10 protein-coding genes are annotated in these 11,281 nt (G+C 67.1%); 5 read left to right on the top strand and 5 right to left on the bottom strand.

What is annotated here, in order from left to right; all coding sequences use genetic code 11:
• Positions 1–4 precede the first annotated feature (4 nt).
• The 4 genes from BM133_RS19515 to BM133_RS19500 form a co-directional block, all read right to left on the bottom strand.
• Positions 5–979, bottom strand: a complete 975-nt coding sequence (locus BM133_RS19515) for an ABC transporter permease (protein WP_093437277.1) — start codon at positions 977–979, stop codon at positions 5–7.
• Between the two features lie 22 nt (positions 980–1,001).
• Entirely contained in the window at positions 1,002–2,600 is a 1,599-nt protein-coding gene (locus BM133_RS19510) for an ABC transporter substrate-binding protein (RefSeq protein WP_093437275.1), read from the bottom strand.
• A gap of 198 nt (positions 2,601–2,798) precedes the next feature.
• The gene (locus BM133_RS19505) at positions 2,799–4,211 is read right to left on the bottom strand and encodes an NAD(P)/FAD-dependent oxidoreductase (RefSeq protein WP_093438202.1); all 1,413 of its coding nucleotides are present in this window, start codon (positions 4,209–4,211) and stop codon (positions 2,799–2,801) included.
• Between the two features lie 138 nt (positions 4,212–4,349).
• Positions 4,350–4,781 carry a nuclear transport factor 2 family protein gene (locus tag BM133_RS19500; RefSeq protein ID WP_093437272.1) on the bottom strand — a complete coding sequence of 144 codons (432 nt, stop codon included), beginning with the start codon at positions 4,779–4,781 and terminating at the stop codon, positions 4,350–4,352.
• A gap of 154 nt (positions 4,782–4,935) precedes the next feature.
• Here BM133_RS19500 and BM133_RS19495 point away from each other — a divergent pair, with 154 nt between their 5' ends.
• The 4 genes from BM133_RS19495 to BM133_RS19480 all read left to right on the top strand — a co-directional run bounded on the left by BM133_RS19495 (position 4,936) and on the right by BM133_RS19480 (position 9,666).
• Positions 4,936–6,474, top strand: coding sequence for a MocR-like pyridoxine biosynthesis transcription factor PdxR (locus BM133_RS19495; RefSeq protein ID WP_093437269.1), 1,539 nt, complete (start codon positions 4,936–4,938; stop codon positions 6,472–6,474).
• A gap of 490 nt (positions 6,475–6,964) precedes the next feature.
• Complete coding sequence (tauA, locus tag BM133_RS19490; RefSeq protein ID WP_093437266.1) at positions 6,965–7,972, top strand: taurine ABC transporter substrate-binding protein; 1,008 nt, start codon at positions 6,965–6,967, stop codon at positions 7,970–7,972.
• Positions 7,973–7,991: 19 nt separating this feature from the next.
• The gene (locus tag BM133_RS19485; protein WP_093437263.1) at positions 7,992–8,780 is read left to right on the top strand and encodes a taurine ABC transporter ATP-binding protein; all 789 of its coding nucleotides are present in this window, start codon (positions 7,992–7,994) and stop codon (positions 8,778–8,780) included.
• The gene (locus BM133_RS19480; RefSeq protein ID WP_093437261.1) at positions 8,773–9,666 is read left to right on the top strand and encodes an ABC transporter permease subunit; all 894 of its coding nucleotides are present in this window, start codon (positions 8,773–8,775) and stop codon (positions 9,664–9,666) included. The genes BM133_RS19485 and BM133_RS19480 overlap by 8 nt, the downstream gene beginning before the upstream one ends.
• Here BM133_RS19480 and BM133_RS19475 read toward each other — a convergent pair.
• Positions 9,584–10,609: a LysR family transcriptional regulator gene (locus BM133_RS19475; RefSeq protein ID WP_093438199.1), complete on the bottom strand. Its 1,026-nt coding sequence runs from the start codon at positions 10,607–10,609 to the stop codon at positions 9,584–9,586. The genes BM133_RS19480 and BM133_RS19475 overlap by 83 nt on opposite strands.
• 325 nt (positions 10,610–10,934) lie before the next feature.
• On the opposite strand from BM133_RS19475, the gene BM133_RS19470 reads away from it, so the two are divergent.
• Positions 10,935–11,249, top strand: a complete 315-nt coding sequence (locus BM133_RS19470; RefSeq protein WP_093437258.1) for a hypothetical protein — start codon at positions 10,935–10,937, stop codon at positions 11,247–11,249.
• Positions 11,250–11,281: the final 32 nt, after the last annotated feature.

Here is an 11,281-nt window from a genome sequence, read left to right as displayed (position 1 = left end):
TTGCTCATGAGGCCTTGATCCGCGGGTCGATGAAGCGATAGCACAGGTCGGTGAGCTGGTTCATCACCACCACCACCACCGAGGAGAACAGCAGCACGCCCAGGATGGTCGGGTAGTCGCGCCGCAGCACCGATTCGAACGCCAGCCGGCCCAGGCCCGGCCAGTTGAAGACCGTCTCCACCAGGATCGCGCCGGCCAGCACGTTGCCGAATTGCAGCCCCAGCACCGTGACCACCGGCAGCAGCGCGTTGCGCAGCGCGTGCTTGTAGAGCACCACGCGGTCGGCCAGGCCCTTGGCGCGCGCGGTGCGGATGAAGTCGGAGCCCAGCACGTCCAGCATCGAGGAGCGCGCGAGCCGGCTGTACTGCGCAAGGTACACCAGGCTCAGCGTGAGCGTGGGCAGCACCAGGTGGTGGGCCACGTCCAGCACGTCCTTCAGGCCGCCGCCGGTGGAATCGATGGAGCGCATGCCCGCCACCGGAAGAATGGGGAACACCGACGCCAGCAGGATCACCAGCATGATCCCCAGCCAGAACACCGGCGCCGCGAACCCCACCAGCGACAGCACCGTGATGAACTGCGAGAGCCAGCCGTTGGGCTTGCGCGACGACAGCACGCCCAGCGCCGTGCCCGCCACGAAGGCCAGCAGCACCGAGCTGAGCACCAGCAGCAGCGTGGCCGGCACGCGCTCGGCAATCATGTCGGTGACCGGCAGGTTGAAGAAGTACGAGTAGCCCAGGTCGCCCCGCGCCACCTTGCCCAGGTACACGCCCAGCTGCACCGGCAGCGGCTTGTCCAGGCCGTACTGCGTGCGCAGCTGCGCCATCAGCTCGGGCGACATGCCGCCGCTGGCGCCGGCGATGGTTTCCACCGGGTCGCCCGGCGCGGCGTGCACCAGCACGAAATTGAGCACCACCACCGCGAGCACCAGGCCGATGGCCTGGAGCAGTCGCGAGGCTGCGTAGCGAAGCGTTCCCATGTCGCGTGCGGCCTTGCCGGCCTTACTTGAAGTAGACCTCGTCCAGCGGCGACAGCGGCCCCCAGATGGTGGCGGGCACGTTCCCCAGCTTCTTGCTCGCGATCGTGTGGTAGGGCACCTGGTTGATGAACTCGATCGGCAGGTCGTCCGTCACGATCTTCTGGAAGGTCGCGTAGTAGGCCTTGCGCTGGGTTGCATCGATCAGCCCGCCGGCGGTGTTGAGCAGCTCGTCCACCTTCGGGTTGGCATACGACTGCGTGTTGGTCCAGATGATCGGCTTGATGTTGGTCGACAGGTACGTGCGGTGCACGCCGATGATCGGGTCGCCCCAGTTGAACACCACGTCCATCGACATGTCGAAGTCGTGCGAGGCCAGCCGCTTGGCCCACGCCGGAAAGTCGGCCGAGGCGCGCACCTCCACCGTGATGCCCACCTTCTTGAGCTGGCCGCGGATGTATTCGGCCACGTTCTTCTGCTGGTCGTCGGCGCCCGGCAGGTAGTCGATGGTGAGCTTGAAGCGCTCGCCGTTCGCGCCGGCCTTGTAGCCCGCGGCGTCCAGCATCTCGCCGGCCTTCTTCAGGTCGAGCGGATAGCGCACGAGGTCGTTCACCGCGAAGGGACTGTTGGCCACCAGCGGGCCGTCGGACACCGTGGCGAAGCCGCCCATCAGCGCCTTGGTGATGAAGTTCTTGTCGATGGCCGTGGCGATGGCCTTGCGCACCTGCGCATCCGACAAGGGTTTCTTGGCCGTGTTGAAGGCCAGCCAGTTGAGCGCGCCGATGCCGTCGTAGCCCTTGGGGGTGAGCGACACCTTCGGGTCGTTCGCCATGCGCTTCAGGTCGGTGGGCAGCGTGGCGAAGGGCAGCATCTGGATGTCCCCGCGCTCCAGGCCGAGCATGAGGCTGGCCATGTCGGGCGTGACGTTGACGATGATCTTGTCCAGGTAGGGCTTGCCGGGCAGGAAGAACTTGTCGAAGCGCTCCAGCACGATGCGCTGCGCCGGCTTGAATTCGGTCACGCGGAACGGGCCCGAGCCGACCACGTCGGTGGAGTTGCGCGGATGGCTCTTCAGGTCCTGCCCGTCGCCGTAGATGTGCTTCGGAAGAATGGGGCACAGCGCCGGCGACATCGCCAGGACGATGGCCGGGTGCGGCACGCTCATGCGGATGATGGCCGTCTGCGCATCGGGCGTCTCCACCTTCTCGACCGGACCGAGCATGGTGGTGAACGGATGGTTCGCCTTGATGGCCATCACCGAGAACGCCACGTCCGCCGAGGTGACCGGCTTGCCGTCGTGGAACACCGCGTCCTTGCGCAGCTTGAGCGTGAGCGACTTGCCGTCGTCGGCCAGCTTCCACGATTCGGCCAGGTAGGGCTGCGGGTTCCACTTGTCGTCAAAGCGCAGCGGGCTGGCGAAGATCTGCGTCGAAGGCATGGCGGTGGCAATGCCCGACTGCACCGCGCCGTTCAGGTGCCGCGGCGTCTGCGTGCTGCCGATCACCAGCGTGCCGCCGCGCCTGGGCTCATCGGCGGCCGATGCGGGCAGCGGCAGCAGGGCGCTCGCGGCCACCGAGGCGGCCGAGAGCAGGGTGGCACGGCGCGTGAAACGGAGAAGGGACATGAGAGGACCTCTGGAAATTCGACACAGGCAACAAGCTTCGGCCGCTCGGGCCTTGCTGTCGAAGATAGGCGCTGGGTGCCTGCGGGCGAAGAGCCACTTGCTCGCGACTCGCAGGGCCAGAAGCCACGGGTTTGCCCCGTTGTGCAGCAGCGGCGTGCGCCACTTCGGTGAATGCGCGCGGGCGGTGCGCGGTCTCGCCTACTTCTCGTCCCGCAGCCAGTACCACTTGTAGAGCGCACGCTGCCCGATGCGCCGGAACGGCGCGAACGCGCGCGACTCCACCAGCCCCATCACGTTGGGGAAGGGCAGTGGCGAGTGATAGATCGGCAACTCGAACACGTCCTTGCCCGTGTCCTTGCCCGCCACGCGCTCGGCCAGCCGCTTGCCGGCCCAGGTCGAGAACGACACGCCGTTGCCGCCGTAGCCCACCGCGTACCAGATCTTCTTGTCCGCATCGGGCTGCGTGATGCGCGGCATCATGTCGTGGCTCATGTCCACCCAGCCCCACCACGAGTGGTCGATGCGGATGTCGGTGAGCGGCGGGAACTTGCGCGCAATGGCATCGGTGAGCAGCTTCAGGTGCACCGGGTGCTCCGCATCGGCCCCGCTCACCGCGCTGCGGCTGCCGATCTGCAGCCGGTTGCCCTTCAGGAGCCGGTAGTAGAAGCGTAGCGTGCGCGTGTCCGTCAGAAAGGTCTGCGATTTGAAATTGGTCGCGGCCAGTTCCGCATCGGAGAGCGGCCGCGTCACCACCGAGTTCGAGAGGATCGGCATGATCCGGTTCTTGAGCATCGGGTTCAGCGCCTGCCCCGTGTAGCCGCCCGTGCACACCGCCACGCGGCGCGCGCGCACCGTGCCGGCGGGCGTGCGCAGGTGATGAATGCCGTCGATGGTGTGCCAGCCCTGCACCGGGCTGGAGGTGTGCACCGTCACGCCCAACGCGCGCGCCCGGCGCATCAGCCCGAAGGTGAACTTCAGCGGATGGATGCCCACGCCCTCGGCCTCGAACATCGCGCCCTTGGCCTCGCGCTCGTCGCAGTAGTCGCGCCGCAGTTCCTCGGTGCCCATCATGCGGGTGGCGTAGCCGAAGGTCTCGCGCATGAGGCGCGCCTCGGCCTCCAGGGCGACGAGTTTCTCGGGCCGGTGCGCCACGTGCAGGTGCCCGCCGTCGAACGCATCGCAGTCGATCTGCGTGGTGAGGTGGCGGAAGTTCTCGAAGCCGCTGCGGATCTCGGCATCGAGCTTCTTCGCGGTGTCCAGGCCCCAGCGCTCGATCCACTGCGAGCGCTTCAGGCGCCCGCTCGCGTTCTGGCCCTGCCCGCCGCTGCGGCTGGAGCAGCCCCATGCGGCCTGGTTGGCTTCCAGCACCGTGGCCTGGATGCCGTGCTCCTGCGCGAGGTACAGCGCGGTCGACATGCCCGTGGCGCCCGAGCCGATGATGGCCACGTCCACGTCGATGTCGCGCAGCAAGGGGCCGTCGTCCTCGGGCGGCGTGCCGGCGCTGGCCACCCACCAGGTGGGCGCGTAGGCGCGGCCGGCGCCGGGGTCGGGTGCGAGCAGCGGGTCGTATTGCGGGTCGTAGGGGCGGAACGGGTCTTGTGGCGGTTGCATGGGGGCGGCGCCGTCGATGGTCGCGGCGCTGGCGGCACAGGTGAATCGGGCGGTCCCTGTCGCGATGGTCATGAGAGGGCTCCAGTGAAGAAGGCCGTGGCGTGGCCGCCGGCCTTCGTGCTTGCTCTGATGCTTGCGCTACTTCGCAGGCAGGTTCGGCCTGGCCTTGCGGAACACGTTCTTCAGGTGGATCTTTCCGTCCCTGAAGGTGAAGACGTCGATGCCGTCGGTCTCGATGCGGCCGCCGTCGGCGGCGGTGCCGGTGAAAGTCCATTGCGAGGTGCCGAACTCGCCGTGCACGAAGTGCTGGCCGTTGACCCACTGCGCATCGGGCACCGCCTGCCAGGCACCCGCGAAGGCCTTGCGCACCGCCTCCGTACCCACGTGGCGCGCGCCGCAGGCGTCGGGGCCTCCGGCGGTCTGGAAGATGCAGTCCGGCGTCATGAAGCCCATCAGCGCGTCGATGTCGTGGCGGTTCCAGGCGTCGCTGAAGGCGGCCAGGGTGCCGGTGGTCACTGCAGCAGAGGAAGCGGGAGAGGAAGAGGATGAGGAAGAAGGCTGGACGGTCACGCGGGAACTCCGGAGCGGAAATGAATGGCACAAGCCTAGGCAGCGGGGTGCCGGCGCGATAGGTCCAGATGGGGGGATTCGACCGAGCCAGAACGCCGCCGGCGCACCACCAGGGCCCCATGAAGGGGGTGCCTGTCCTAAACTGCGGCGCACCATGCCCCCGAACCCGCGATCCACCCAGTGGGCGCAGCTTTTTGCGCTGCCCGACCAGCCGGCGCTGCCGCTGCAGGCCCGTTTGCGTACCGCCGTGGTGCAGGCCATCCTCGAAGAGCACCTGACACCCGGCGCGCCGCTGCCCTCGTCGCGCGAGCTCGCGGCGCTGCTCGGGCTGAGCCGCAACACCGTGACTTCGGCCTACCTGCAACTGATCGACGAAGGCTTCCTGGAGGCGCGCCCGCGCAGCGGCGTGTTCGTGGCGCACAACGCGCGCCCGCTCTCGGCGGTGCACGCCGAGCCGCTGGTCGGCCGCAGCGGCCAGGCGAGCCAGCCGCCCGACTGGTCGGGCCGGGTGCTGCGCTCGCTGGTCGACAAGCCCACGCTCTCCAAGCCCGACCGGTGGCGCGACTACCCGTACCCTTTCGTCTACGGCAACTACGACCCGCAGCTCTTTCCGACCGAAGACTTCCGCGAGTGCTGCGCGCGCAGCCTGGCGCGCTCGCAACTGCCGCACTGGACCCCCGACTTCGAGACCGACGACGTGCCCGACCTCATCGAGCAGATCCGCACGCGCCTCTTGCCCCGGCGCGGCGTGTTCGCGCTGAAGGAAGAGATCCTGGTCACCATGGGCGCGCAGCACGCCTACTACCTGCTGGCCGAGGCGCTGTTCGACGAGCAGACCCGCGTGGGGCTGGAGGAGCCCGGCCACCCGCACGCACGCAACAGCTTCTCGCTGCGGCAGCCCAAGTGGGTGGAGGTGGATGTCGATGAAGACGGCCTCGTGGTCGATGCACTGCCCGCCGCCGACTACATGTTCGTCACCCCCTCGCACCAGAGCCCGACCACCGCCACGCTGAGCCTGGAGCGCCGGCAGTGGCTGCTGCGCAAGGCCGAGCTGCAGGACTTCGTGATCATCGAGGACGACTACGAGGCCGAGAACCTGTACGAAGGGGCGCCGATGCCCGCGCTCAAGAGCCTGGACAAGACGGGCCGCGTGATCTACGTGGGCTCCGTGTCGAAGAGCCTGTCGCCGGCGCTGCGGCTGGGGTTCATCGTGGCGCCGCGGGCGTTGATCAAGGAGCTGCGGTTGATTCGCCACGCGATGGTGCGGCACCCGAGTGCGTTCCTTCAACACGCCTACGCGCTGTTTCTTTCGCTGGGGCACCACGAGTCGCATGCGCGGCGGGTGAACCATGCGATGCAGGAGCGGCTGGCCATTGCGGCGCAAGCGCTGCGGGATCACATGCCGGATTTCGAGTTCAGGCTGCCCTCGGGCGGGGCGTCGATCTGGGTGCAGGCGCCGACGTGGGTGGATGCGACCGAACTGTCGTTGATGGCGCGCAATCACGGCGTGCTCATCGAGGCGGGGGATGTGTTTTTTGCACGGCCGCCGTATCCGTGTCCGTTCTTCCGGCTGCGCTTGTCTTCTATTGCTGCTTCTCAGATTCCGGCGGGGATTCGGGCTTTGGGGATGGCTGTTGAGGAGTTGGCTTTGGCGCGTGGCGAGAAGAGAGCCGCGGGGCTTCGAACGCATTGATCTGGTTTTTTTCCCGAGGCCGGGTCTCGCCCCGGCGGGCGACCTACTTTTCTTTGCTTCGCCAAAGAAACGTAGGCAAAAGAAAGGCGACCCCACTGTCTGCGACCCCTTCGCTGCGCTACGGGGCAACCTGCGGTGCTCGCGTTTCGCGGGGTTTCGCAGAACTCGCCTTCGGCTCAAACAGCTGCGAGCCCTGATCCGCGAAACGCTGCGCTCCTCGGCGCAGCCAGAGGGGGTGGGGCACCAACGAGCCATCGCGTTGCTCGGCTCGCGATCGGGCCTTTGCTTCGCTCGGCGGGGTGGATTTGCTCCCTCTCCCCAAGGAAGTGCCCAGGCCAAGGGCAAGGCCCGATGCCCCGTCTGAGTGCCATATGCACCAGAACAAGGGTATTCACGGACACGCTGGCTCTATCCCCGCATCCGCGCTGGTACTTCCTGGCTGCGGGCGATGCGTGCAAAGTCGCTCCGATTCACCCAATGGAGAAACTCGATGACCATGTCCCGCCGTCTCCCCCTCCAGCTGGCCATGCTGGCCGCCGCGCTCACGCTGTGCGGCGTCTCTTCTGCGCAAACCAAGGAAGTCACCTTCGCCCACCAGGACATGCTCGTCCCGCTGCGCCTGGTCATGGAATCGGGTGAGGTCGAAAAAGCCACCGGCTACAAGATCAACTGGCGCATGTTCTCCGGCGGCGGCGACGTCATCCGCGCGATGGCTTCAGGCGACGTGCAGATGGGCGAGACCGGCTCCAGCCCGCTCACCGCCGCAGCCAGCCAGGGCCAGGACATCAAGCTCTTCTGGATCTCGGCGGACATCGCCAACGCCGAGGCGCTCATCGCCCGCAACGCCTCGGGCATCAACAGCATGAAGGACCTCGCGGGCAAGAAGGTGGCCACGCCCTTCGTCTCCACCGCGCACTACCAGCTCATGGCCGGCATGAAGATGGACGGCGTCGATCCCAAGAGCGTCAACGTGATGAACATGCGCCCGCCGGAAATCGCCGCCGCATGGGAGCGCGGCGACATCGACGCCACCTTCATCTGGGACCCGGTGCTCTCCAAGATCAAGGGCACGGGCAAGACCATCGCCACCTCGGGCAGCATCGGCAAGCGCGGCGCGCCCACCTTCGAGGGCATCGTCGTCAACGCCAAGTGGGCTGCGGCCAACGAGCCTTTCATGGTCGCGTTCGTGAAAGCCCTGAACCGCGCGAACGAAGAGTACAAGGCCACCGGCAAGAGCTGGACGCCCGATTCGCCGCAGACCAAGGCGATGGCCAAGTGGACCAAGGCCGACCCCAAGGACGTGTCCGCCGCGATGGCGCTCTACACCTTTCCGACCATGGCCGAGCAGGTCTCGCCCACGTGGCTGGGCGGCGGCGCGGCCAAGGCGATGGCGGGCACGGCGGCCTTCCTGAAGGAGCAGGGCCGGGTGCAGGAAGTCAAGCCCGACTACGGCGCCTTCGTGACCACCGTGTACGTCGACAAGGCGATGGGCAAGTAAGCCAGCCAGCAGCAACCAGATGCCCACGCTCGACATTCGCGACCTCACGGTCAACTACGCCGTCAAGGGCGGCACGCTGCAGGCGCTGGCGCCCGTCAACCTCACGATGCACGACGGCGATTTCGTCGTCGCGCTCGGTGCCTCGGGCTGCGGCAAGACGACGCTGCTCAACAGCATCGCGGGCTTCCTGCCGCCATCGACCGGCGAGATCCTGCTCGATGGCAAGCCCGTCGTCGGCCCCGGCGCGGACCGCGGCGTCGTGTTCCAGAAGCACGCGCTCATGCCCTGGCTCAACGTGCGCGACAACGTGGCGCTGGGCCTGCGCCTGGCCGGCAAGGGCAAGGCCGAGCGCGACCGCATCGCTGAAGACAAGCTCGCGCTCGTCGGCCTGCAGCAGTACGCGGAGCGCGCGGTGTACGAGCTCTCGGGCGGCATGCAGCAGCGCGTGGGCATTGCGCGCGCGCTGGCGAGCGACCCGGCCGTGCTGCTGATGGACGAGCCCATGGGCGCGCTCGATGCGTTCACGCGCGAGCAGGTGCAGGAGATTCTTCTCAAGGCCTGGTCCAAGTCGAACAAGATGGTGTTCTTCATCACCCACTCGGTGGAAGAGGCGCTGTTCCTCGCCACGCGCCTCATCGTGATGAGCCCCAGCCCCGGGCGCATCTCGCACGTCTACGACAACGTGCCGTTCTCTCGCCAGTACCTCTCGCACGGCGACTCGCGCAAGGTGAAGTCGGAGCCCGAATTCATCCGCATGCGCGAGGAGGTCTTGTCGATCATTCATCATCGCGAGGCCGCCCATGCCTGAGGTCACCATCGCATCGCCCGCCGCTGTTGTTGTTGCCATGACGCCGCCATCGAAACCCGCCGCATCGCCGCCGCCCGCACCGGGCGCCAAGCTCAAGACCAGTGCCTTCAAGGTGCCGGGCGAGGGCTCCAGCGTGGTCATCAGCGTGGTCACCGTGGTGTCGCTGGTCGTGCTGTGGTTCGTCGTCACCAACATGGGCTGGGTCAAGCCGCTCTTCCTGCCGACGCCGCAGGCGGTGTTCCAGCAGTTCTACGAATACCTCACGGGCCAGGCCAACGACAAGCCGCTGTGGCAGCACTTCCTGGCGAGCATGTTCCGCGTGTTCTCGGCCTTCTTCCTTGCGTGCGCGACGGCCATTCCGGTGGGCATCGCGATGGGCATGAGCCGCTTCTGGCGCGGCATCTTCGATCCGCCGCTGGAGTTCTACCGGCCGCTGCCGCCGCTCGCGTATCTGCCGCTCATCATCATCTGGTTCGGCATCGACGAGCTGCCCAAGGTGCTGCTGATCTTCTTGAGCTGCTTCGCGCCGCTGGCGCTGGCCGCGCGCTCGGGCATGCGCAGTGCTTCGCAAGAGCAGATCAACGCCGCGTACTCGATGGGCGCGAGCTACATGCAGGTGATCCGCCACGTCATCTTGCCCTCGGCGCTGCCCGACATCCTCGTGGGCATGCGCATCGCCATCGGCTTCGGGTGGACCACGCTGGTCGCTGCCGAAATGGTCGCGGCCAACATGGGCCTGGGTCAGATGGTGCTGAACGCGTCGAACTTCCTGCGCACCGACATCGTCATCATGGGCATCATCGTCATTGGCGTGGTGGCTTATCTGTTCGACCTGCTGATGCGGTGGCTCGAGCGACGCCTGGTGCCCTGGAAAGGGCGCATGTAGGCGCCGAGATCGGCGACACCTGCAACGCGGGCGGCATCGCCGGCATGGCGGGCGGATCGCCCAGCGGCACCATCGACTTCTCCAGGAAGTCGAGCATCGCGCGCATCGCCGCGCTGTTGTGGCGGCGCTGCGAATACGCCGCGTAGAGCCAGTGCTCGTGCGGCATGTGCTCGCGCAGCACCGGCACCAGCGCGCCGCGCTCCAGGTGCGACTGCGCAAGCGGCTGCGGCACATACGCCACGCCCACGCCGCGCAGCGCGAGCTCGATGAGCGCGATCGCGTCGTTCGCCTCCATGCGGCTGTGCACCGCCACCTCGTGCGCGCGGCCATCGGTCTCGAAGGGCAGGTGCGTGGTCGGCATCGCCGAATAGCTCAGCACGTCGTGCCGGGCCATGTCCTCGGGCACCTGCGGAATGCCGCGCCGCGCCCAGTAGGCGGGCGAGGCGCACACCACCATGTCGTACTGCACGAGGCGGCGCACGATGAGGTTCATGTCGTCGATGCGCCCGCCCGTCAGGTGAATGTCGATGCCTTCCTCGATCAGGTCGATGGCGTGGTTGGTGAACACCAGGCTCACATACACATCGGGGTAGAGATTGATGAACTCGGCGATCACGTCGGACATCCAGCCCGCGATCAGCCCGTTGGGCGCGCTCATGCGAAGGCGCCCGCGCGGCGTGGCGCCGTGGCCCTGCAGGTCGTTGAGCGTGTTCTCGGCCATGGCCACCAGTTCGGTGCTGCGATCGAGCAGCACCTGGCCTGCATCGGTGAGGCTCAGCGAGCGCGTGGAGCGGTTCAAGAGGCGCACGCCGCTGCGCGTTTCGAGCTCGGCCACATAGCGGCTGACCGTGGCCTTGGACATGCCGAGCGAATCGGCGGCGCGGGAGAAGCTGCGGCGGAAGGCAACTTCGCGGAATGTTTTGATGAGATCGAGGCCGTCCATGGTGGTGCATTGTTCCAGCATGGACGGAGGGGTCATGGACAGTAGGGGCATCGCAGGGGCCGTGGCTATACTGCGCCGGTCACGTAAAAAAGACGTGATCGGGATTGGACTCCTGAAGCATCTCTGCGACGAAAGCCGCAGTCACCCCCGCAGGGTCTGCGGCTTCGTCATTCGTGCCCCAACAAGTTTTTGGCGGCTCGACGGGCGGGCGCAAGCCCGGCCGGTTCTCGCAAGAGGTGCCCGGTAGTCCAACTCGTCGAGTCGCCGCCTCCGATTGGACTCGGGAGCGGCGGTTTCAGTAAACCGCACCTCTTGGAGGCCATGCATGGCTCACGTTCCCTCGTTCCCCGGACCCCCCGAAACCCTCGGCGCTCAATCGCTCGCGCTGCAGGCATGCGATGACGTCGAAAGTCTTCACGTCGTGCAGCGCGCTTATGCGTGTCTCGAAAAACTCATCGGTCCGCAGCACTCGCGCGACACGGAAGAGATCGCGCCGGACCGCACGGAAATCAGCGCGCTGATGGCGCTCGTCAATGAAGAACTGCGGCGGCGCATCGGGGCTGCGGATACGACGATGCAGTCGCTGCGCATCGCGTTGAGTGCAGGTGCTGCGCCATCGATGAGCGAGCGCCCTGCCTGAGCTCGCCTGAGTAAGGAAGACTGCTTTGCCAG

Origin of the sequence: Variovorax sp. 770b2 (assembly GCF_900115685.1) — a bacterium.
Classification (GTDB): domain Bacteria; phylum Pseudomonadota; class Gammaproteobacteria; order Burkholderiales; family Burkholderiaceae_C; genus Variovorax.
Note: the sequence above shows the minus strand (reverse complement) of the source record. Positions and strands in the feature narration are given on the sequence as shown.

Excerpts from the sequence above, each read along its gene's own strand:
- BM133_RS19505 (WP_093438202.1), bottom strand. The coding sequence starts at position 4,211 with ATGCAACCGCCACAAGACCCGTTCCGCCCCTACGACCCGCAATACGAC.
- BM133_RS19470 (WP_093437258.1), top strand. The coding sequence starts at position 10,935 with ATGGCTCACGTTCCCTCGTTCCCCGGACCCCCCGAAACCCTCGGCGCT.
- tauA (WP_093437266.1), top strand. The coding sequence starts at position 6,965 with ATGACCATGTCCCGCCGTCTCCCCCTCCAGCTGGCCATGCTGGCCGCC.
- BM133_RS19510 (WP_093437275.1), bottom strand. The coding sequence starts at position 2,600 with ATGTCCCTTCTCCGTTTCACGCGCCGTGCCACCCTGCTCTCGGCCGCC.
- BM133_RS19480 (WP_093437261.1), top strand. The coding sequence starts at position 8,773 with ATGCCTGAGGTCACCATCGCATCGCCCGCCGCTGTTGTTGTTGCCATG.
- BM133_RS19485 (WP_093437263.1), top strand. The coding sequence starts at position 7,992 with ATGCCCACGCTCGACATTCGCGACCTCACGGTCAACTACGCCGTCAAG.
- BM133_RS19475 (WP_093438199.1), bottom strand. The coding sequence starts at position 10,609 with ATGGACGGCCTCGATCTCATCAAAACATTCCGCGAAGTTGCCTTCCGC.
- BM133_RS19515 (WP_093437277.1), bottom strand. The coding sequence starts at position 979 with ATGGGAACGCTTCGCTACGCAGCCTCGCGACTGCTCCAGGCCATCGGC.
- BM133_RS19495 (WP_093437269.1), top strand. The coding sequence starts at position 4,936 with ATGCCCCCGAACCCGCGATCCACCCAGTGGGCGCAGCTTTTTGCGCTG.